Origin of the sequence: Candidatus Pseudomonas phytovorans (assembly GCA_029202525.1) — a bacterium.
Lineage (GTDB): Bacteria > Pseudomonadota > Gammaproteobacteria > Pseudomonadales > Pseudomonadaceae > Aquipseudomonas > Aquipseudomonas phytovorans.
Window position 1 is genome coordinate 5,985,591 of record CP119325.1, and the last position, 20,969, is coordinate 6,006,559.

Consider the following 20,969-nt stretch of genomic DNA (forward strand, 5'->3'; position numbering starts at 1 on the left):
AGTGGCACTCACCGCACCGGGTGAGTGCTACGCGCCAGCATCAGGCCTGTACCTGGCCCAGGCTGGCATACACGTCACCGTGCAAGTCCTTTGCTGCGGCCAACTCCTGGCGCACCGCTGCACACGCCTGTGCCAGGTCTGCCAGCAAGTCCTCGGTGTCCTCGATGCCCACCGAAATGCGCACCAACCCTTCGCTGATCCCCAGGGCCAGCCGTTCTTCGAGGGTGTTTTCCACATGGCTGGTGGTACGCGCCGGGCCATAGATAGTCTCTACCGCGCCCAGGTTGCCCGCCCGGTGGGCGTACTTCAGGCGCGGCAGCAACTGCGCCACAGTGGGCATGCCGCCCTTGAGCACGAAGCTGACAATGGCGCCGAAGCCGCGCATCTGCGCCTTGGCAATCGCATGGCCCGGGTGCTGAGGCAAGCCGGGGTAGTTGACTGCCTCGACCAGGGGTTCGCTGCTCAGGTACTGCGCCAACACCTGTGCACTGGCCTGCTGCTGACGCAGCCGTACCGCCAGGGTCTTGATGCCGCGGATGATCAGGTAGGCGGAAAACGGGTCCAGCGCAGCACCGTTGATCTCGCGGTAGTGACGTACCTGTGCCATCAACGGCTCTGCGCCGCACACCACCCCGCCCAACACGTCACCGTGACCGGACAGGAACTTGGTGGCGCTGTGCACCACCACATCCACGCCCAGGGCCAGCGGGTTCTGATTCAGCGGGGTGGCGAACGTGTTGTCGGCCACCACCACAGCCCCCACTTGCCGGGCAGCAGCGCCCAAGCGCTGGATATCCAGCACTTTCAAGGTGGGGTTGGTAGGGGTTTCGAGGTACAGCAGGTCACAGCCAGCCGCGATTTCGCGCTCCAGCGCCTCGGTATCGAGGGTATCGCACAGGCACACCTGAACACCCATACGCGGCAGGAACTCTTCAAAAATCTTGTTGGTGCCGCCGTAGCTGTCGCGGGTCGACACCACGCGCTTACCGCTGGAAAGGAAGGTATGCAGCACCGCACTGATGGCCGCCATGCCGCTGCTGAACGCCACTGCCGACTCGGCCTGCTCCAGCTCGCACAGCTTCGACTCCAGGGTGGCAACCGTGGGGTTGCTCATACGGCTGTAGATGTAGCCCGGCAATTTGCCCTGGGCCACGTCATACCACACGTCGATATCGTTGTAGCCGTAGGCGGCGCTGACCACGATCGGGGTCTGGGTGGCATTGTATGGGTGCTGTACCTGCTCCCCGCTCCACACCACTCGCGTACCGACACCGGCCGCTGCATTGCCCTCGATTTTCTCGTTGTTGTTCATATCCGGTTCCCGCACGGCTGAGTTGTGTACACCGATTCAGGATCGGCCTTCAGCGGACTATAGGGACACGGCGGGAACCTGAAAAACGATGGAATCCGGGTCTGAGTGGCGTTTTTTTTAATGGCTGGCGGCCGGGCGCTTGCAACAGCCGCCCAGCCACCTTCGGGCTTTACGGCAAGTGACGCTTCAGCTCGGCGATGTGCTCCGGGCCGATACCACAGCAGCCACCGATCATGCTGGCACCGCGCTTGCGCCAGTCCTGGGCCCATGCCAGGTAGCCCGGCGGGTCCAGGTCTTCGCGCAGCTCATCCAGGCCGTCGTTGGCGGTGGCTTCCTTCGGCTGCGGCGGGAAGGCATTGGCATAGGCACCGATCGCGATGTCGGCGTTGTGTTGCTCGATTACCGAGCGCGCCACATCGACCGCTGCGCCAATGACTTCGGGCTGGCTGCAGTTGAACAGCACTACGGCAGCACCCAGGCCAACCACGGCTGCGATGGCCTCGGCCACCGGCTCGCCGGAGCGCAGGCGCGGAACTTCGTCGATGTCTTCGTCCTGCAAGGTGAACGAGACCCAGAACGGCTTGCCATCTGCCGGCAAGTGGGCGTGGATGGCACGCACCTCGGCTACCGAGCTCTGGGTTTCGGCCAGCCACAGGTCGACATGGGGAGCCAGGCCCCGCAGCAGGGGTGACAGCACGTGAGCAACACGCTCGGGCTGGAACAGGTCCGGGCGATAGGAGCCGAACAGCGGCGGCAGCGAACCCGCTACCAACACCGGGTGGGCGCCGGTATCGGCGGCATGCCGCGCGAGCTGGCCGGCGATAGTGGCCAGTTGCTGCCCTTCCTTGGCAAAGCGCTCCTCGCCGATGTGGAACGGCACCACCGCGTAACTGTTGCTGGTGATGACCTGTGCCCCGGCCGCGATAAACGCTGCGTGCACGCCAACCACCGCCTCCGGCGCCTCGCTCAGCGCCAGCGCCGACCATTCCGGCTGCCGGAAGGGCGCCCCACTGCGCTGCAGTTCACGGCCCATGCCGCCGTCAAGAATGACCATCGCTCGCTCTTTCATATAACTACTCTGCAGGTTCTTATGAATAAAATTCATTAGTTCGTGAACGTTTATAACTATTAAATACCCTATCACTCCTTTGCCCAACATATCAGGTATGTACATGCGATTTTCTACCGTGCTCGGTGCGGGCCTTGTGCTGCTCGCCACTGCTTCCCAGGCCTTTGCTGGCGCCACGCTGGAGCGGGTTGAATCGCGCAAGGAACTGGTCAACGTGCTGATGGAAAGCTACCCGCCGTTTTCTTTCCTCAACGACCAGAACCAGCTCGACGGTTATGACGTGGATGTGGCCAAGGCTGTGGCAGACAAGCTCGGCGTCAAGCTGCGCCTGGAAACGCCGTCCTGGGACGTGATCGCCGCTGGCCGCTGGAGCGGCCGCTATGACATCTGCATCTGCTCGATGACCCCGAGCAAGGCCCGCGCTGAAGTGTTCGACTTCCCCGTGGAGTACTACGCATCGCCTGCCGTGATCGTGGTCAATGCCGCAGATGAGCGCATTCATGGCGCCAAGGACCTGGAAGGCCGCAAGGTGGGTTCGATCAGCGCATCGAGCTACGAGAGCTACCTGAACAAGAATCTGGTCATCGAAGGCAAGGAAGACCAGAAGATCGACTACCCGTTCGACTTCGTGCAGGCTGCGCCTTACGACACCGAGAACGTTGCCTTCCAGGACTTGGGCCTGGGCGCCGGTGTGCGCCTGGACGCCATCATTACCAACCTGGTGACCACGCAGCCGCGCCTGCAGCAGGACAAGCGCTTCAAGCTGGCCGGCGCCCCGCTGTATGAAGAGCCCAACGCGGTAGCCATCGAAAAGGGCGACCCCGAGTGGGATGCCAAGGTGCGCCAGGTGTTTGCCGAGCTGAAGGCTGATGGCACGCTGGCCAAGCTGTCGCAGAAATGGATTGGCGCCGACATCAGCAAATGAGCACTTTTCCCCCATCACCCAAGCCCGTGGCCAAACCTGCGGGTACAGAACTTTTCGGCTTTCGCACCCGGTTACTGCTGACCTGGCTGGCGCTGTTCGGGCTGTTTGTCGCCTTCTTCCTCAGCTTTGATCTGAAGTTCGCCATCATTCTGGAGAAGTTTCCCAACCTCGCCGGTTTCAAGCTGGGGCCCAACGGCTTTCTGCAAGGCGCCGCGCTGACGCTGTTCCTGTGCCTGTGCTCGATGGTGGTATCCGTGCTGCTGGGCTTTGCCGCTGCACTGGCGCGGTTGTCGAACAGCGCGGTGCTGGTGGGTGTGGCCAGCTTCTACACGTCGTTCTTCCGTGGCACACCGCTGCTGATCCAGATTCTGCTGATCTACCTGGGGCTGCCGCAGGTGGGCCTGGTACCGGGCGCCATCAGCGCCGGGATCATTGCGTTGTCGCTGAACTATGGGGCCTACCTGAGCGAGATCTTCCGTGCCGGTATCCTCGGGGTCGCTCGCGGTCAACGTGAAGCGGCCCTGGCCTTGGGCATGCGCACGCCGCAGATCTTCTGCCACGTCATCCTGCCCCAGGCCATGCGGGTGATCATCCCCCCCACGGCCAATCAGTTCATTTCAATGCTCAAGGACTCCTCGCTGATTTCGGTAATGGGGGTGTGGGAGGTGATGTTCCTTGCGCAATCCTACGGCCGCTCCAGCTACCGCTACCTGGAGATGCTGACGACAGCAGCAGTGATTTACTGGGTGCTGTCGATTCTGCTGGAGCTGATTCAAGCACGGCTGGAACGGCACTTCGGCAAGGCTTATCAGCGCTAGAAGCCAAGGTTTTTTAATTTGCGACGGGGCGCACGCATGACGCGCTCGCCCCAGACTCACCACTGCCAATCAGAAACGATACTCCATGCTGGTCATGAAGTTGCGCGGCTCGCCATACACCACCCAACTGTCGGCATAGCCGTAATACTTCTTGTCGAACACGTTGTTGAGGTTGAGCTTGACGCTGAGGTCGCGGGTTACGTCATAGCGGGTCATCAGGTTGACCACCGCGAAACTGCCTTGGGTGAAGGTGTGCAAGTCCTGGCCATACTTGCTCTGCCAGTTTACCCCGCCGCCCACGGTCACCTGGTTGAGCGCGCCCGGCAGGCGGTAGGTGGTGAAGGTCTTCACGCTGTGACGCGGAATATTGGTCACGATGCGTTGATCGTCCTCGTCGGTGCTGACGCTGTAGGCATAACCGGCCATGGCCTGCCAGCCTTCGGCCAACTCGCCATCCAGCGACAGTTCGACACCTTCGGTGGTGGTGCCCTGTTCGAGGGTGTAGATATCCGGGTCACGCAGGTACACGGCCAGGTTGTCCTGCTCGATCTTGAACAATGCCAGGCTGGCGTTGAGCTTGTCGTCGTTGAAGCTGCCCTTCACCCCCACTTCGTAGCCCACGCCCTCCTGCGGGTCGAGCGCCTTGTTGTTGATGTCCTTCATGCCGTATTGCTGTGGGTTGAAGATTTTGGTGTAGCTGCCGTAAAGCGACCAGGTGTCGTTCAGGTCGTAGACCAGGCCGGCGTAGGGCAAGAAGATGCCGTGCCGGTTCTGGCTGTCCTTGGTGCTGCCGCCGCTGTAGCTGATGTTCTCGTTTTCGCGCTTCCAGTCGGTAACCCGGCTGCCGAGGATCAGGTGGGTGTTGTCGGTGATATGAAAACGCGTAGTCAGGTACGCCGCGTACTGGTTTTCGTCGATCAGGCTTTTGCCCACCGGGGTGGTATCGGGCCGCGGGCCGCTGCCATCCCATCTGAAAAAGTTGTCGATGGTACCGTCATAGCCGGTCCATGGCCCGTACCAGCCGCCCCGCTCCGGGGTGTGCTCGCGGTAGCGCGACAGCGTGGTGCCGACGATCAGCTCATGCTCGCGGCCAAACAGGCTGAACGGGCCGGTGACATAGGCGTCGAGCGTGTCCTGGCGCGGTGTGCCGCTCCAGCGGTTGGGGTACATGTAGGCGCCAGCGCCGGTCTGCTGGTCGATGTCGCCGTTCAGGTAGTTGGTCAGCTGGTCGAAGGAGTTCTGCGTATGGCTGAGCTCGACCTTGGCACTCCAGCCATTGTCGAACGTGTGCTCGATGGAGCCAAACAGGTTGGTCACCTTGCGATCGTAATAGGCCCAATCCGGGGAACTGTTGGTCGAGCGCGGAAAGTCAGTTTTCTGGCCGTTGCTGAAATACACCGGAAAGCCCGCCCGCAGCGGCGAGTTGGTGTGGGTGTTGGCGTAGCTGAAGCCCAGGGTGAGCAAGGTGGCTTCGGTTAGGTCGAACTCGGTAATGCCATAGACCAGCGCTGCATCCGACGACATGCGGTCGACCCAGTACTTCTGGTCTTTGTAGTCCACCACCAGGCGCCCACGCACATTGCCTGATTCGGTCAATGGCCCCGAGGCGTCGAAGCCAACGCCATAGCGGTCCCAGCTACCGGCCTCGGCAGTGACGCTGACCTGCGGCGCGAAGGTGGGCCGCTTGCGGATAAGGTTGATGGTCGCCGAAGGCGTACCGGTGCCGCTGATCAGCCCGGTGGCACCGCGCACGATCTCGACCCGGTCATACATGGCGGTGTACTGGGTGGAGTTGTCGATGCGCGATGAGGTCGGCACGCCGTCGACTTCGAAGTTGTTGATCTGAAAGCCACGCGACCAGTAAGTGTTGTTCTCGGCACCGATGCTGGTATGCGATGCGGTGATGCCCGGCGTCTGCTCCAGCACCTCGTTGAGGGTGGTGAGCTTCTGGTCATCCAGGCGCTGGCGGGTCATTACCGTCAGCGACTGCGGGGTTTCTTTCGGCGTCAGGTTAAGGCGCGTGGAACTGCTGGAGGAATAGGTGCTGTAGAGCCCGGTGCCTTCGGTGGTCGAGCCCGGCGCCTTGCCGGAAATGCTCAAGGTGTCCAGCTGCACACTGTTGCCCACGCTCACGGGCAGGGTGATGACAAAGCTGCTGGCATTTGGTTGGCTCAGGTGCGCATTGCTGCCGGCTACCAAAGTGCGGATGGCATCGCCGGCGCTGAACTGGCCCTGCACGGCCGAGGACGACTGGCCGCCGACCTCGCGGGTGTTGTAGATCACCTGGTAGCCACTCTGCGCGCTGAAGGCATCGAGCGCATCGGCCAGCGGCTGGGCCGGAATGTTGAAGTCGAAGCGCTGGCTCTGCGCCTGCGCACCACCCGCCTCGGCCGCCTGCAATGGCAGCGAAGGCAGCGCTGAAAACAGACTGGCCGCCAGCATGGCGCTGGCCAGCGGGCGGCGTTTGAAAACGAAATCGCGTGGGTGCTGCATGTGTACTCCCCGGAAAAATGCGAATGCAAATATTTCTTATGTGTGGGGTGTGACGCAGCAGAAATCCCAATCCCCGCGCGAGGGCAAAAAATTATCGAATGATCAGCCAGTGCCCCAACAGATCATGTGCTTGCAGCTGTTGGCTGCTGACCAACGCATCTAGGGCGCTGTCGGCGTTGTCCAGGTTGAAGCTGCCGCTTACCCGCCGCTGCCCGGCTTGCTCGTTCAACAACACCAGGCGCTTGCCCTGGTAACCGGCCAGCTGTTGCAGCACCTGCTGCAGCGGCACCTCACGCACCCGCAACTGCCCGGTACGCCAGGCCAGCAGGCGCTCGGCGTCTACCGGTTCCGGGGCTTCCACCTGCTCGCCATGCACCAACAGCCGCTGCCCCGGGGCAAGCAATTGCCGGTGCGCCGGCGTGCTGACCTGAACCCGGCCACTGAGCAACAGCACCTCATCCCCTTGCGCTTCGCGGCTGACCGAAAAGCGTGTGCCCAGCACCTCGACCTTGGCCTCGTCGACGTGCACCACGAATGGCCGGCCGTCGTGCACCACCTCTGCAAACACCCGCCCCTGAAGCAACCGCACGGTGCGCGTGGCGCCCTGCACATCCACATCCACGCTGCTGGCGCTGTCCAGCCACAAGCGGGAGCCATCGTTCAGCAGCACCTCCCGACGTTCGCCTGCCACCGTCGCGTAATCGCTGCCCAGCCCCTGCAAAACCGGCACCGACAGCCAGGCCGCACCAGCTGCCAGTAGCAGGCAGGCAGCAGCGGCATAACGCGGCCAGCGCTTTGCTTTGCCACGGTCGGCCTTGCGTACCCGGCGCGCGGGCAATTCGAGGGTTTGCCACAACTGCTCCACTTCGGCATAGGCCCGCGCGTTTTGTGGTTGCAGCCGCCAGGCCTCGAAGGCCGCCCACTCGTCAGTGCCAAGATTTTCGGCGCGCAGCCGGGTGAACCAGTCCAGGGCCTGCTGGTGCGCGATGGGGTCGTGGTCGGGAGAGGCGGTCATGGCGATTCGGTCTTGATGCGTGCATCCAGGGCGGCGGCGGCGCAGTGGCTGAGGGCTTTGTTCAAGTGCCGTTCGACGGCGCGCTCATTGATGCCAAGCTGCTTGGCGATGTCCTTGTAGCCCATTTGCTCTACCCGGGCCAGCAGAAACACCTCGCGGGTGGGCGATGGCAGGCCGTCGATCAGGCGCTCCAGATGGGCCAGCGTGTTGCCCGCCACCGCGCTACGCTCGGGCGTGGCCTCGGTCAGCAACTGGTCCAGCGCCTGCTCGTCGTTCACCCCGCGCACCTGGGTACGGCGGGCGTGGTCGATGCTCAGGTTGGTGGCAATACGGTAGAGGAACGCGCGCAGGTTGCCGACCTGGCCGTGCTCGCTGTGCAGCAGGCGCACGAAGGCATCCTGCAACAAGTCACGGGCGGTTTCGCGGCAGCGCACCTTGCGGGTGAGAAAGGCCAGCAATTCGTTGCGGTGACGTTGGTAGAGCAGCGACAGGCTGCGGGCTTCCTGCTCGTCGGACATGGGCTGGCGCGTGCTGGGGTTGGGGTGGAGCGGGCGATGCTAGCGTTGTTGAGAATTGATCGCAAGTAATGGATCAGTCGTTTGCGCCTCAAATGCCCGGCAAGCTTGGACATAATTGGGAAACTTCGCCGGATGATCGCCCGCTCCTCTTACTACTCAGGGCTATAGCGCACCGTCAACATCAGGTTGCGCGGGTCGCCAAAGCTGTTGGCGCCCCAGCTGTTGCTGATGTTCTGGTAATAACGTTTGTCGAAGGCGTTGTTCAGGTTGGCCTGCACCTGCCACTGTGCGGACGGCCTGTAGGCGACCATCAAGTCGCTGACGCTGTAGCCGCCCTGCTTCACCCCAAAGCTTGTGTATGCACTGCTTTGGGTGCGCCAGCCACCACCGACTGTCCAGCGCTCCAGCTCACCCGGCAGGCGATAGGTGGTGAAGACCTTGAGCAGGTTATAAGGTGTATCGCTGTCGAACCGCTCGCCCTTCTCTGCCGAGCCGGTGGACTTGGTGTATTCCGCACCCGCATAGGTATAGCCAGCCGACATCTGCCAGCCCGGCGCGAGCTCACCGCCCAGCTCCAGTTCCACGCCACGTGTGCGCACCTCGCCACTGGCCTCATAGCAGGCGCTGACGCCTGGAGAACACAGGGCCGACGGCAATGACTTGGCCAGGTTTTCCTGCACCAGCTGGAACACCGCTGCGCTGGCATTGAGCGCGCCACCGAAGTATTCACCTTTGATACCGGCTTCATAATTGGTGCCGGTGACCGGGTCCAACAAGCTGCCGCTGGCACCTTGCGCTGCCTGGGGTTTGAAGATGCGGGTCCAACTGGCGTACACCGAGTAGGTATCGTTCAAGTCGTAGATCACGCCGGCATAGGGGGTGAATTCCCGGGTAGCCTTGTAATCGTCACCGAAGCTGTATTCACCAGAATGGGTAAGCTGCGCGTACTCGTACCAGTCCAGCCGCCCGCCCAGGATCAGCCGCAGATCGTCGCGCAGGTTGAAACGCACCGTGGCGTAGGTACTCGATTGTTCCTCATGCCCGTCACGTGACCAATTGTTATCAATGGCCGGCTTGGGGTAAGCCTTTGGGTCGAACTGCTGCGGGTCGATGATTACGTCCGAACCAATGCCCGGGCCGCCTGGGCCATCGTTGGTCTCGTCACGACGCCAACTGGCGCCGACAACCAGCTCGTGGGTGGCGCCAAACAGGCTGAATGGGCCAGAGGCATAAGTGTCGACGCTCTTCTGGGTATGCTGGTAGGTGTAGCGGCCAATATTAAGGTGATAAGCGCTGTTCTCGTCGGTGTATACGCTGCCGCCGAGCATGTCCATGTCGCCGCGCAACCAGGTGGTGTTCAGGCGCAGTTTCCAGTCATTGTCGAAGCGGTGTTCCGCCTCGGCGAACACGCTGCGGTTTTTCTTGTTCCAGTAGGTCCACTCGGGCGCCGTGCGTGCCGAACGCGGCAAGTCAAAAAAGCTGCCGTCGGGGCGGGTAGGCAGGCCGTTCCAGTCCGCACCCGGGTTGTCTTCGCGGTTGTACCAGGCACCCAGCGTAAGGGTAGTGGCAGGGTCCAGGTCGTACTCGGTAATGCCATAGAACAACTGCCGCGTGTTGCCATAGGCGTCGACAAAACTGTTTCGGTCCTGGTAGGCGCCAACAAAGCGGCCGCGCAGGCTGCCGCTGTCGTTGAGTTTGCCACTGGCGTCGACTTCCCCTCTATAGTCGTCCCAACGCCCTGCGCTACCGGTCAGGGACAATTGTGGCGCCAGAGTCGGGCGCTTGCGCACCAGGTTGAGCGTGCCAGATGGGTTGCCTGCGCCGACCATCAACCCCGAGGCGCCACGTACCACTTCCACGTGGTCGTACATGGCCAGCGTCGAGGTGCCGAGGGTATCGCTGTCGTAGGCCACGGGCAGGCCGTCGATCATGATGTTGTCGATCGCCGCACCACGGGAGTAGAACTCGGGGCGTTCGCCGCCAGTCTTGCGCAAGGTCAGGCCTGGGGTATACGTAGCGATGTCTTCGAGTTTTTGCAGGTTCTGGTCATCCATGCGTTGGCGGGTGACCACGGTGACCGACTGCGGCGTTTCACGCAGTGACATCGGCAACTTGGTGGCCGTGGATGCGCGGCCCGTCGTATAGGTACCAGTACCCTCCGTCACATCCCCCAGGCCTTGCCCGGAAATGGTCGTGCTGCCCAGGGTGACGGAACCGGCTGCGCCCTCAGCCTGACGCACCAGCTGGAATTCCCGCTCGCCCGTGCGCACTGCCGCCACACCACTGCCAGCCAGCATCTGCGTCAGTGCCTGCTCCACACTGGTGGCGTTAACTGCCTGGCTCTGCTTGTTGGCCGTGAGCGTGGCATCACCGCCGATCAACAGCCCGGCCTGGCTGGCCAGCAGGTTCAGTTGCCGTGCTAGCGGCCCGGCCGGGATGTCGAACACTCCACTGTGCACCGCGGCGCCGCGGGCGTCGGCCTGGGCGGTGGCAGCGTGGCTACCAAGGGCAAGAAGGATGGCCAGGGCCAGCGGGTGACGGCGCGAGAAAGCAGTGTCGCGAAGCAGCATGAAGGGGTCCTTCCGTAAGCAGGATGAAGTAGCGTCATCCCACCAAGCGCATGAGCGTCGCAAAACCGGAAAAAGAATTTTGAAAAATTTTCAACGGGCCTCGATAGAGACCCACCAAGGCAAGGTGCGCACCACCCGAATGGGTAACGCACGCTCAAGCATGGCCAAGGTGCGGTCCGTTTCCAGCAACGGGAAAGTACCCACCGCACGCAAGTTGCCCAGCGCAGGGTCCATGCCCAGGTGACCGTGGCGGTAGTCGCGCAGCACGTCGATGACTTGGCCCAATGGCATGTCTTCCGCCACCAGCACACCGCGGCTCCAGTCCTGGCGCAGCGCTTGTGCGGTAGTTGACGCGCTCGCCTGTTGTGCGTCGAACACCATCATTTGCCCCGCGCCCAGCGTGGTTTGCACGCCACTGCCGGAACAGGTTGCCTGCACAGCGCCTTCAAACACACTCAAGGTAGTTGCCAGCCCCTGCTCCCGAACACTGAAGCGTGTACCAAGCGGTTGCATGCGCCCGGCCCGCGTCACGACTGCAAAAGGCCGAGGGTCTGTGCCGGTTTCAATCAGGATTTCCCCGCGATACAGGCGCAATTGCCGTAGGCCTTCATCGAACTGCACATCCAGCGCCGTCCCACCGTTCAGCCATAAGCGGCTGCCATCGGCCAAGGTGAGCGGGCGCACCTCATCCAGGCCTGTGCGGTAAGTGGCAAACCAGGCCCGTGGCGAGTCCACCCAACCGCGCTGCCAGCCGCCCCACCCCAACAGCCCTGCGGCACCCGCCACGCAAAAGCTGCCCAGCACGGCCCGGCGCGACTGCTGGCCACCGCGAACGCTGTCGAACACCTGCCGCGCCTGCTCTGCCTGGCCGTCGAGGTTGCCGAAGCGCTGGTTGATGTTTTCTACGTAGGACCAGGCCAGGCGATGCCGCGCATCCTCGTTCAGCCAGGCATGCCATTGCGCTTGGGTTGCGGTGTCGTTCTGCGCCGCATGCAGCCGCGCGAACCATCCCGCCGCCGCTTGCAGCACGGCATGGTCGAGTGGTACCCGGCTCATGTCAGCGAATCGTCCAGTTCGGCTTCGAGCAGCAGGCACTGGTACATCGCCTGAGCCAGGTAACTGTTCACGCTGCGCTCGCTCACACCCAGCTGCTCGGCGATTTCGCGTTGTTTCATGCCTTGCAACTGCGCCATGGAAAACGCCTCCGCCACCCGCTTGGGCATGCGTTCGAACATGGCCTGCAGTTGTTCCAGTGTTTCGAGAATGACCGCCTGATGCTCCAGCGAAGGGGCCAGTTGCTCGGGCTGGGTGGCCAGCACTTCCAGATACGCCTGCTCTACCCGTCGCCGTCGCCAGAAATCCACACACGCATTGCGCGACATACGCCCCAGGTACGCGCGGGCATGCTCGTGGTCATTGAAGGCCTTGGGTTTGGTCAGCAGCCGCACGAACACATCCTGCGCCAGCTCTGCCGCATCGTGCGCGTTGCCGAGCTTGCGCTGCAGCCACTGCCGGATCCATCCGTGGTGGGAACGGTAGAGTTCTTCCAGTTCGAAACCAGGGGCTGGGGTGCCGGGAGGGGCATTCATGGGGGCGCCACTATGCTAATAGGAATTATTAGCAATGGTAGCTTGGATGAATGGCGCCGGGCAATTGGGGGGGGGTTAACGCTGGCCGGCATGGGTTCACCGGGGCATTTGTATTGCCTGAGAGATCGAGCGCCGCCCGCGCGGCGCTTCGCGGGGCAAGCCCGCTCCCACATCTGTTTCGGGCCAGTTATTTCTGTGGCCTAGGCACTCGGCCCCTTGGCGCATGGCTCGATATCGAGGTGAACGCCAAAGGGCGCGCGCTGTAGGCACAGGACAGACTGGCCCGAAACAAATGTGGGAGCGGGCTTGCCCCGCGAAGCGCCGCGCGGGCGGCGCTCGATCTCTCAGGCACTGAAGATGCTATGCCAAGCACCTATCAGACGCACATTGCTTAACTGACTGGAACTAACCATACGCCCTGGCTCACAACGCCTTCATCTCGGCAATATCCCGCGCCACCTGATCCGCAGAGTGGTCAAACATCGCCTGCTCATTCGCATCCAGCGGCAACTCGATGACCCGCGTCAGCCCCTGCTCTGCCAGTACACAAGGCACGCCCATGGCGATGTCTTCTCGACCGTATTCACCCTGCAAAATCGCCACCGCCGGCAAAATGCGGTTACGTCCATTGGCAATGGCATCCACCATCTGCGCAATCGCCACGCCCGGTGCATCACAGGCACTGCCCATCTTCTTCAAGCCCAGAATTTCGCCGCCACCTTTGCGCGTACGCTCGACAATCTGCCCGATCTGCTCATCGGACAAGAAGTGGGACAACGGCACGGAGCCGATCTGGCAGTAGCGCATCAGCGGCACCATGCTGTCGCCATGCCCGCCCAGCACCAGCGCCGTGATATCCCGGGCAGAAAACCCGGTTTGCTCGGCAATGAAACACTTCATGCGGGCGGTATCCAGCACCCCCGCCTGCCCGAACACCTTGTCGCGCCCCAGCCCGCTCACGCTCCAGGCCCGATAGGTCAGCACATCCACCGGGTTGGACACCACCAGCACCGTCGCCGAGGGGGCGTGCTGCCTGATATCGGCCATGATCCCGTCGAGGATGGGCAGGTTGGTACTCAGCACATCCTGACGCGACTGACCGGGTTTGCGCGGCACACCCGCTGTAATCACCACCAGCTCGGAGCCGTCCAGCATTTCGGCCTTGGCCCCGCCGTAAACCCGGGTATCAGAGCCGGACTCCACTGCGGCCTGCCACACATCCAGCGCCTTGCCCTGCGCCAGCTCACCCTGCACATCCATCAGCACCAGCTCACGGCACAACTCGCCCCGGGCGATGATCTGCGCCGCTGCCTCGCCGACCAGGCCAGCACCCACGATTGTCAGTTTGTTCACCAGACACCTCCCAGCGGCGCGCGCCACCAGGAACACGCCTGCGTATACAGAGAAGTATTACCCGCCAAGGCGAAAGGCCACTCAAAGACCGATGGCTGGCAGCTGAATGGGGCTGGGCTGCCTTGCCCGGGGATCAGCGGTCCATTAACCGCGCATCTGCCAGAGAATGAAATCCACTTTTTTCAGGTCGGTCAGTTTGTTGTGCTCTGGGGTCAGTTGGTTGAACTGTTCAATCCAGCAGGCGCCCTCGCTGGACGCGAGGAAGGCCTGGTACCAGTCTTCCATTTTTGCGTAGCAGCCCTTGGCGTCTTCTATTTTTTTACGCGAATAGTAGGCCGGCGCCTTCTGGTTGATGTTGCGCAGCACGTGAATATCCCAGACCGGTTTGCCCGGGTTCAACGTCGCAACCAGCTTGCTGGAGAACGACGGTTCGTAACGCCCAGTGGCTTGGTACATATGATCGAGCACGTCGGCAAACGTAGGCTGCGACCCTTTCAACTGCTGCATCAACTGGTAGTAGGCGCCATACCAGGACCGCTCACGCCGCTGGACGCGATAGAACCCGTTGTACAGGCGCTGAAACAATGCGTCGGTCGAGACGTCCACCGTTTCCACCTGCTCCATCAGGGCGAGGTATTTCTGGATGCCAGGCTTGGCGTTGATAATGGCAGACGTCACATCAGTGCTTAGCATAGTGTTTACATTCCTTGGTTCGCTGACAGTTGCCCGGTGACAGGCGCTTACTGGGTATCGGTTTGACCCCGTCTCGCTTGAGCGATCATTTCATCAAGCTCTTTGATCAAACTGTCTGCGTCGATCTCTTGAAACGCCCCGCAAGACGCAGCAATGATGTGTTCTGCAAATTGCGGGCTGTATTCCAGCGCTGCGCAGGCAGCACCGTTCTGATCGATGCTCGTGTACCACCATTGGCCCTCTAACTCCTCACCGTAAAGACGGCCCTCTTCCTGCAGTGCGAAGAGCATCATCTGAATTTCAATTCCCGCCAGATGGGCGCCCTCTGGCATTAGCCGCAGGAACAGTTCAGATGCACTGATGCCGTCGGCAGCGTGTTGAACAACCAGTGCTTTCACCTTCTCGATGTCGCTCATCGCAATGCCCTCTTTTTCTGTGCTGCACCCTCGATGCAGGGAGCGGGAATACCGTGATCAAGGTCGTTGCCTTGCCAGCGAGGAACATCTTGAACTCCAATAGGGACACTTTCTGTCCGGATTCAAAAAATGATCAATCGTGCCCATCGCCGTGACTACTTGCGCCAAATTCTTCATGCAGCGGGTGAGCCTGTTTCCACCGCAGCCGTGCACGCGCTGCTGGTTGGCTGGGTTCGCCGCCATGGGGATGACGCGGACGACCACCACGACAAAACCACCATCAGGGATTTGAAGGTGCTGGAGGAGCTGGACTACGCTCAGTCGCAAACGGACCCGGAAGACAAACGAAAGTTGCTGTGGTCTGCGGTGGGCCGCAGCCATTCGCTTGTACTTTCACCTGCTGATGCCATGTCACTCTCGGCGATTTTCCAGCACGCCGAGCGCTTCGGCCTGCAGTCCGCCACAGAGGAGTTGAAAGGCCTGCGCGACTATGCAGAACGGGTGATGCAGGACGGCTCTGTGCGCAAGCTGAACTTCAGTAAACGTATTACTTCGGGAACGCGGTTTACCCAGCTACAACCGGGCAAGTACAGAGCCCAGCACCTCAAGCGCCTACAGACGGCTATCCTCCAGAACGAACCTTTGGAAGTCTGGTATCGCCCGCGCAATGCCGACGATGTGGAGTGTGTGTACCAGCTCAAACCACTGGGCTTGTCCCATCAGGACTCCAATATTTACCTTTCTGCCTATGTCGCCGAAGAGCAGTGGCTGGGTAAAGCACCGGACCCCGCAGTGCCGCGCGGCAAGTACAGCAGCAACGGGCCCAATAGACTGTGCGCGCTGATGCTGCACCGAATTACCAAGGTAGAGCCGGGCAAGCGGATTATCGATGACCCGGAGGGTTACGATATTCACGCGGACGAAGCCCAGAAAGACCTGGTGACCATCCACTCCGCTGCGCAAAAAACACGCCTTCGGCTTAGCCAGAACCTGTACAACCGGCTTTCTGAAAACCCGCTGGATAAAAACCAGAAGCTGCTGCAGGAAGGCGACAAATGGCTGCTGACCTGCAAGGTTCGCGATACCCAGGGGCTACGGTTGTTTCTGATGGCCAATGCTGCCGATATCGAGGTGCTGGAGCCTCTTGCCCTGAGGGCACACATCCATGAAATGCTCGCCCTCGCGTTAAAGACGTACGAACAGTGAACAACACGGTTCCAAAAGCACCTTCCTCGCCCTACAATTGCAACTGATTCCTATCTACATCTAATTCATGGGAAAAGGAAAGTGCCCCCTGACGCCCCGTTGCAACCTCTCGATAGCCTTTATCGCGACCACCATGGCTGGTTGCAAGGCTGGCTGCGTCTGCGCCTGGGTGACCGTGAGCGGGCGGCGGACATTGCCCAGGACACTTTCCTGCGCCTGCTGATAACACGGCGCCTGCCAGAGCAGAACGATGGGCGCCGGTTCCTGGCCCAGATCGCCCGCAACCTGGTCATAGACCAGTGGCGCCGCCAACGTATCAAACAGGCTTATCTGGAGAGCCTCGCCGCCCTGCCCGAGCCTGAAAGCCCGTCACTGGAAACCCGCGCCATCGTGATTGAAACCCTGATGCAGATCGACGCCATGCTCGACAGCATGCCGGCGAAGGTGCGCGAAGCGTTCTTGCTATCGCAGTTCGAAGGGCTGACCTATACCGAGATCGCTGAACGCCTTGAAGTCAGCGTCAGCTCGGTGCAAAAGTACATGCTGCGTGCCATCACCGCCTGCTATCAGGTGCTGTACGCCGAATGAAAACCACCAGCGAAACGCCCATCGCCGCCGCCATCGTCGAGCAGGCCAGCCATTGGCTGATGCTGCAGTGGAGCGGAGAACTGGACAACGAACAACTGCGCCGCTTTGCCGAATGGCGCACTGCGGACCCGGAACATGACCGTGCGTGGCAACGCCTGGAGCGCTTGCAAAGTACCCTGAGCGGTGTGCCGGCGGATACCGCGCTGGCCGTGCTACGTGAGCAACCCGATGCGCGCCGCCGCCAAACGCTCAAACTGCTCGGCGCGCTGCTGTTGGCAGGCGGCGGCAGCTATCTTGCGCAATCGCAACTGCCCTGGCGCGAAGCCATGGCAGACCTGCGCAGCGGCACCGGCGAACGCCTGCAGCGCACGTTGGCCGATGGCAGCCGGCTTAGCCTGAACAGCGCCAGCGCGGTGGATATCCTGTTCAGCGCCAGCGAGCGGCGCATTCGCCTGCTGGCTGGGGAGTTGCTGCTCGACAGCGGCCATGACCCCGCGCAACGCCCTTTGATCGTGGACACCGCAGCCGGGGAAATCCAGGCGCTGGGCACGCGCTTTTGCGTGTATGAACGTGACGATGGCATTCAGGTCGATCTGTTCGAGGGCGAACTGGAACTGCGCCCGCTGCAGGCCCGCGCCGCACGCCTGCAAGCCGGGCAAGGCTGCTTGTTCTCTGCCACCCGGTTCGGTGACATCGCCCCGGCAAACCTCAACGCCATTGCCTGGCACGATGGCCGGCTGATCGCCGAGCGCATGCCTTTAGGGCAGTTCGTCGCACAACTGGCACGCCATCGCCCTGGCATGCTGCGCTGCGACCCGGCCATCGCCGCCCTGCCGCTAACAGGCGTTTTCCCACTGGCAGACACCGACCGCGTGCTTAGGGCACTCGAACAGTCGCTGCCGGTAAAAGTGCACCGGCTGACTCGCTTCTGGGCCACCATCAGCCCCGCGTAACAATCGTTACACGCACCAGCCGCGCTGGATGAAAAAAAATGCTGCTGCCTATTGTCGGTTTTGCCGACTCGTTCGGGATACCTCTTGAATTCAACCAAGAAGCATTCTCAAGAGGAACATTCAGAATGCCGTATCTGCCTACACCCTCCCGTTTTCGATTGAGCCTTGCGGTTCGTCACGCCCTGTTTGCCAGCTTGTTGTGCAGCGGCCCGCTGCTGCTTGCGCTGCCCGCAACACCGGCTGGCGCCAGCGAGCAATCGCGCAATTACGCCATCCCGGCTGGCGGCCTGGATCAGGCGATGAACCGCTTCGCGAGCGAGGCCGGCATCCTGCTTTCTGCCGATGCCCAGCTTACCGCCGGCAAGCATAGCAATGGGCTCAACGGCAGCTACGCCGTTGAAGATGGCCTGACCCTGCTACTGTCCGGTACCGGCCTTCAGGCACGCAACAGCGGTGGCAACTATACGCTGCAGGCCGCTGCTGATAGCGGTGGTGCCCTGGAGTTGAGTGCAACCAACATCACCAGCAACCAGCTGGGTACCGTCACCGAAGGCACTGGCTCTTACACGCCTGGCACCATCGCCACGGCCACCCGCCTGGTACTGAAACCCAGGGAAACCCCGCAATCGATCAGCGTGGTCACCCGCCAGCACATGGATGACTTTGCGCTGAACAGTGTCGACGCCGTAATGCGCCACACGCCGGGCATCACCGTGTCGTCCTACGACACCGACCGCACCAACTACTATTCCCGCGGTTTCTCGATCAACAACTTCCAGTACGACGGCATTCCCTCCGCCGTGCGCAACGTCGCCTACTCGGCGGGCAACACCCTGAGCGACATGGCAATCTACGACCGCATCGAAGTGCTCAAGGGCGCATCCGGCCTGCTCAGCGGCGCCGGCTCGCTGGGCGGCACCATCAACCTGGTGCGCAAAAAGCCTACAGCCGACTTCCACGGCCACGTCACCCTGGGTGCGGGCTCCTGGGACAACTACCGCAGCGAACTGGACGTCAGCGGCCCGCTGACCGAAACCGGCAACGTCCGCGGCCGGGCCGTGGCCGCCTATCAGGACAAGCACTCGTTCATCGACCGCTACTCCAGCCAGAACTCGGTGTTCTACGGCATCCTGGAGTTCGACCTGTCACCCGACACCTTGCTGACCGTGGGCGCCGACTACCAGGACAACGACCCCAAGGGTTCCACCTGGTCCGGCAGCTTCCCGCTGCTCAATTCCAAGGGCGAGCGCAACGACGCCAAGCGCTCGTTCAGCAACTCGACCGACTGGAGCAGTTGGCAGCAGTACACCCGCACCGTGTTCGCCACCCTGGAACACGACCTGGGCGACGGCTGGGTGACCAAGCTGCAACTGGACCACAAATACAACGGCTACGACGCGCAGATGGGCGCCATTCAGTTCGACCAGCCGCAGACTGACGGCAGTGCCGAGATCAATGCGCAACGCTACAAGGGCGACACCACCAGCGACTCGGCCGACCTGTACGTGAGCGGCCCGTTCAGCATGCTGGGCCGTGAGCACGACCTGGTGCTGGGCGGCTCGATCAGCAACGCCCACTGGAAGGGCAAGGGTTACTGGGACGAAACCTTCTCGGTACCGAACCGCGTCGACTACAACAACTGGCACGGCAACCTGCCCAAGCCCGACTGGGGGCCGGTGTCGCAGTACACCGACGACGTCATCCGCCAGACCGGCGTGTACCTCACCACCCGCCTGAACGTCACCGACGACCTGAAAGTGCTGCTGGGCGGCCGGGTGGTCAACTACAGCCTGACCGGCCTGACCCCGACCTACACCGAGTCCGGGCGCTTCATTCCCTATGCCGGCGCCATCTACGACCTGAACGAAAACTTCTCGGTCTACGCCAGCTACACCGACGTGTTCATGCCCCAGGAAAACTACAACCGCGACCGCGACAACAAGCTGATCGAGCCGGATGAAGGCGAGAACTACGAAGTCGGCATCAAGGGTGAGTTTTTCGAGGGCCGCCTGAACGCCAGCCTGGCCTACTTCGAGGTCAAGGAAAGCAACCGCTCGGTGCCCGACGACGCCTTCAACAACCAGACCCCTACCCCGCCCAACTATGCGTTCAAGGGCAGCAAGGCCACCACCAAGGGCTACGAGCTGGAAGTGTCCGGCGAGCTGGCCCCGGGTTGGCAGGTGCAGGGCGGCTACACCCACAAGGTGGTGCGCGACGGCAACGACGTGAAGCTGTCCACCTTTGAGCCCGAAGACCAGCTGAGCTTCTACACCATCTACAAGCTCACCGGCGACCTGGACAAGGTCTCCATCGGCGGCGGTGCGCGTTGGCAGAACAAAGCCTGGCAGCAAATCTGGAACAGCCCCAAGGGAAGAAACGAGGACGTTGTCCAGGACTCCTACTGGGTGGTGGACCTGATGACCCGCTACCAGATCACCCCGAACCTGTCGGCTACGGTCAACCTGAACAACATCTTCGACAAGTACTACTACACCAACGTTGGGTTCTATAACTCGGCCATCTACGGCGAGCCACGGAACGTGATGGTTACTACTCGCTGGGACTTCTGAGGCTAGCGCCGGCCTGGAAAATCGCGGCGCAGTTTTTCCAGGCCCTTAGGGCTTGTGGGGCGGTTCCCAGGTGCACGCCACAGCATCTTCAGCGCGTGTGAGATCGAGCGCCGCCCGCGCGGCGCATCGCGAGCTGGCGCTCGCTCCCACGCTTGTTTCGGGCCAATTATTCCTGTCGCGTTTGCGCGCGAACGCTTTGGTGCATGGCGCGATATCGCGTCGTACCAACAAGGCGGTCGCGCGCACCTGTCACAGGCATGACTGGCCCGAAACAAGCGTGGGAGCGAGCGCCAGCTCGCGATGCGCCGCGCGGGCGGCGCTCGATCTCACACGCGCTGAAGATGCTGTGGCGTGCACCTGGCAGCCCTGATGCGATCCCTGTAGGAGCTGGCTTGCCTGCGATGGGCTGCGCAGCAGCCCCAAAACCCCAGCCCATATCGAGGAGGCAGTCAGCTAACGACATGCAGCATGGGTGACACTTGGCCTAAATCAGAAACATCTGCCTTAACTTTCCAATTCCTGCCCGCTTCGCTCCATCACCTTCCCACACTGCTCACTGGCCAACCGGCTGATGATCCGGATCGCCTGATGGATACCGGCCGTGTTGCGAAAACTCAGTCGAGGGTTGTGTTCACATTCCAGCATTTCGTCATGCTGGACCAAGGCCTCGCCGAGCAGTTCGAGGGTCCAGGCGTAGCTTTGGAGGGTGGACAGGCGTTCTTGGTCAGTCATGGCGCACCTCCGACTGGACGGAGGCGAAGCGGGGTTTGCTGGGGGAGGAATAGCTGGGGACCGTCGAGGAACGACGGAGGAGAACGGATGCGAGGATCCTGCGTTGACTTACGATAGACATGCATGCGGTCCTTTTCGATTGAAGCACC

General features: G+C 61.8%; 18 protein-coding genes. 6 read left to right on the forward strand and 12 right to left on the reverse strand.

Annotated features, from left to right (window positions below; translation table 11 throughout):
* Positions 1-40 precede the first annotated feature (40 nt).
* The gene (locus tag P0Y58_26455; protein WEK30391.1) at positions 41-1,312 is read right to left on the reverse strand and encodes a cystathionine gamma-synthase family protein; all 1,272 of its coding nucleotides are present in this window, start codon (positions 1,310-1,312) and stop codon (positions 41-43) included.
* A gap of 169 nt (positions 1,313-1,481) precedes the next feature.
* A complete protein-coding gene (locus tag P0Y58_26460) occupies positions 1,482-2,366 on the reverse strand; it encodes a homocysteine S-methyltransferase family protein (GenBank protein ID WEK30392.1) in 885 nt (294 codons plus the stop codon).
* Positions 2,367-2,484: 118 nt separating this feature from the next.
* On the opposite strand from P0Y58_26460, the gene P0Y58_26465 reads away from it, so the two are divergent.
* Positions 2,485-3,306: an ABC transporter substrate-binding protein gene (locus P0Y58_26465; protein ID WEK30393.1), complete on the forward strand. Its 822-nt coding sequence runs from the start codon at positions 2,485-2,487 to the stop codon at positions 3,304-3,306.
* Positions 3,303-4,124, forward strand: coding sequence for an amino acid ABC transporter permease (locus tag P0Y58_26470; GenBank protein WEK30394.1), 822 nt, complete (start codon positions 3,303-3,305; stop codon positions 4,122-4,124). The genes P0Y58_26465 and P0Y58_26470 overlap by 4 nt, the downstream gene beginning before the upstream one ends.
* A 69-nt stretch (positions 4,125-4,193) precedes the next feature.
* On the opposite strand, the gene P0Y58_26475 is transcribed toward P0Y58_26470, so the two are convergent.
* From P0Y58_26475 to P0Y58_26515, 9 genes are all read right to left on the reverse strand, one after another.
* The gene (locus tag P0Y58_26475; GenBank protein WEK30395.1) at positions 4,194-6,617 is read right to left on the reverse strand and encodes a TonB-dependent siderophore receptor; all 2,424 of its coding nucleotides are present in this window, start codon (positions 6,615-6,617) and stop codon (positions 4,194-4,196) included.
* Positions 6,618-6,708: 91 nt separating this feature from the next.
* Complete coding sequence (locus tag P0Y58_26480) at positions 6,709-7,632, reverse strand: FecR domain-containing protein (GenBank protein ID WEK30396.1); 924 nt, start codon at positions 7,630-7,632, stop codon at positions 6,709-6,711.
* The gene (locus tag P0Y58_26485; protein WEK30397.1) at positions 7,629-8,150 is read right to left on the reverse strand and encodes an RNA polymerase sigma factor; all 522 of its coding nucleotides are present in this window, start codon (positions 8,148-8,150) and stop codon (positions 7,629-7,631) included. Before P0Y58_26485 ends, P0Y58_26480 begins: the two co-directional genes overlap by 4 nt.
* Before the next feature lie 152 nt (positions 8,151-8,302).
* Positions 8,303-10,720 carry a TonB-dependent siderophore receptor gene (locus tag P0Y58_26490; protein ID WEK30398.1) on the reverse strand — a complete coding sequence of 806 codons (2,418 nt, stop codon included), beginning with the start codon at positions 10,718-10,720 and terminating at the stop codon, positions 8,303-8,305.
* 90 nt (positions 10,721-10,810) lie between these two features.
* Complete coding sequence (locus tag P0Y58_26495) at positions 10,811-11,776, reverse strand: FecR domain-containing protein (protein ID WEK30399.1); 966 nt, start codon at positions 11,774-11,776, stop codon at positions 10,811-10,813.
* Entirely contained in the window at positions 11,773-12,309 is a 537-nt protein-coding gene (locus tag P0Y58_26500; protein ID WEK30400.1) for a sigma-70 family RNA polymerase sigma factor, read from the reverse strand. Before P0Y58_26500 ends, P0Y58_26495 begins: the two co-directional genes overlap by 4 nt.
* A gap of 423 nt (positions 12,310-12,732) precedes the next feature.
* The gene (locus P0Y58_26505; protein ID WEK30401.1) at positions 12,733-13,662 is read right to left on the reverse strand and encodes a malate dehydrogenase; all 930 of its coding nucleotides are present in this window, start codon (positions 13,660-13,662) and stop codon (positions 12,733-12,735) included.
* Positions 13,663-13,806: 144 nt separating this feature from the next.
* A complete protein-coding gene (locus P0Y58_26510) occupies positions 13,807-14,355 on the reverse strand; it encodes a hypothetical protein (protein ID WEK30402.1) in 549 nt (182 codons plus the stop codon).
* 47 nt (positions 14,356-14,402) lie between these two features.
* Complete coding sequence (locus P0Y58_26515) at positions 14,403-14,771, reverse strand: hypothetical protein (protein ID WEK30403.1); 369 nt, start codon at positions 14,769-14,771, stop codon at positions 14,403-14,405.
* Positions 14,772-14,900: 129 nt separating this feature from the next.
* Between P0Y58_26515 and P0Y58_26520 the strand changes: the two genes are divergently transcribed.
* The 4 genes from P0Y58_26520 to P0Y58_26535 all read left to right on the forward strand — a co-directional run bounded on the left by P0Y58_26520 (position 14,901) and on the right by P0Y58_26535 (position 20,088).
* On the forward strand, positions 14,901-15,977 hold the full coding sequence (locus P0Y58_26520) for a WYL domain-containing protein (GenBank protein WEK30404.1): 1,077 nt from the start codon (positions 14,901-14,903) through the stop codon (positions 15,975-15,977).
* Between the two features lie 81 nt (positions 15,978-16,058).
* Positions 16,059-16,565 carry a sigma-70 family RNA polymerase sigma factor gene (locus tag P0Y58_26525; GenBank protein WEK30405.1) on the forward strand — a complete coding sequence of 169 codons (507 nt, stop codon included), beginning with the start codon at positions 16,059-16,061 and terminating at the stop codon, positions 16,563-16,565.
* Positions 16,562-17,518, forward strand: a complete 957-nt coding sequence (locus P0Y58_26530; GenBank protein WEK30406.1) for a FecR domain-containing protein — start codon at positions 16,562-16,564, stop codon at positions 17,516-17,518. Before P0Y58_26525 ends, P0Y58_26530 begins: the two co-directional genes overlap by 4 nt.
* Before the next feature lie 125 nt (positions 17,519-17,643).
* Positions 17,644-20,088 carry a TonB-dependent siderophore receptor gene (locus P0Y58_26535; protein WEK30407.1) on the forward strand — a complete coding sequence of 815 codons (2,445 nt, stop codon included), beginning with the start codon at positions 17,644-17,646 and terminating at the stop codon, positions 20,086-20,088.
* Between the two features lie 504 nt (positions 20,089-20,592).
* On the opposite strand, the gene P0Y58_26540 is transcribed toward P0Y58_26535, so the two are convergent.
* Positions 20,593-20,820 carry a hypothetical protein gene (locus tag P0Y58_26540; protein ID WEK30408.1) on the reverse strand — a complete coding sequence of 76 codons (228 nt, stop codon included), beginning with the start codon at positions 20,818-20,820 and terminating at the stop codon, positions 20,593-20,595.
* Positions 20,821-20,969: the final 149 nt, after the last annotated feature.

What these genes read in the sequence shown, in the direction of transcription:
- P0Y58_26455 (WEK30391.1), bottom strand. Translation starts at nt 1,312, where the DNA reads ATGAACAACAACGAGAAAATCGAGGGCAATGCAGCGGCCGGTGTCGGT.
- P0Y58_26460 (WEK30392.1), bottom strand. Translation starts at nt 2,366, where the DNA reads ATGGTCATTCTTGACGGCGGCATGGGCCGTGAACTGCAGCGCAGTGGG.
- P0Y58_26465 (WEK30393.1), top strand. Translation starts at nt 2,485, where the DNA reads ATGCGATTTTCTACCGTGCTCGGTGCGGGCCTTGTGCTGCTCGCCACT.
- P0Y58_26470 (WEK30394.1), top strand. Translation starts at nt 3,303, where the DNA reads ATGAGCACTTTTCCCCCATCACCCAAGCCCGTGGCCAAACCTGCGGGT.
- P0Y58_26475 (WEK30395.1), bottom strand. Translation starts at nt 6,617, where the DNA reads ATGCAGCACCCACGCGATTTCGTTTTCAAACGCCGCCCGCTGGCCAGC.
- P0Y58_26480 (WEK30396.1), bottom strand. Translation starts at nt 7,632, where the DNA reads ATGACCGCCTCTCCCGACCACGACCCCATCGCGCACCAGCAGGCCCTG.
- P0Y58_26485 (WEK30397.1), bottom strand. Translation starts at nt 8,150, where the DNA reads ATGTCCGACGAGCAGGAAGCCCGCAGCCTGTCGCTGCTCTACCAACGT.
- P0Y58_26490 (WEK30398.1), bottom strand. Translation starts at nt 10,720, where the DNA reads ATGCTGCTTCGCGACACTGCTTTCTCGCGCCGTCACCCGCTGGCCCTG.
- P0Y58_26495 (WEK30399.1), bottom strand. Translation starts at nt 11,776, where the DNA reads ATGAGCCGGGTACCACTCGACCATGCCGTGCTGCAAGCGGCGGCGGGA.
- P0Y58_26500 (WEK30400.1), bottom strand. Translation starts at nt 12,309, where the DNA reads ATGAATGCCCCTCCCGGCACCCCAGCCCCTGGTTTCGAACTGGAAGAA.
- P0Y58_26510 (WEK30402.1), bottom strand. Translation starts at nt 14,355, where the DNA reads ATGCTAAGCACTGATGTGACGTCTGCCATTATCAACGCCAAGCCTGGC.
- P0Y58_26515 (WEK30403.1), bottom strand. Translation starts at nt 14,771, where the DNA reads ATGAGCGACATCGAGAAGGTGAAAGCACTGGTTGTTCAACACGCTGCC.
- P0Y58_26520 (WEK30404.1), top strand. Translation starts at nt 14,901, where the DNA reads ATGATCAATCGTGCCCATCGCCGTGACTACTTGCGCCAAATTCTTCAT.
- P0Y58_26530 (WEK30406.1), top strand. Translation starts at nt 16,562, where the DNA reads ATGAAAACCACCAGCGAAACGCCCATCGCCGCCGCCATCGTCGAGCAG.
- P0Y58_26535 (WEK30407.1), top strand. Translation starts at nt 17,644, where the DNA reads ATGCCGTATCTGCCTACACCCTCCCGTTTTCGATTGAGCCTTGCGGTT.
- P0Y58_26540 (WEK30408.1), bottom strand. Translation starts at nt 20,820, where the DNA reads ATGACTGACCAAGAACGCCTGTCCACCCTCCAAAGCTACGCCTGGACC.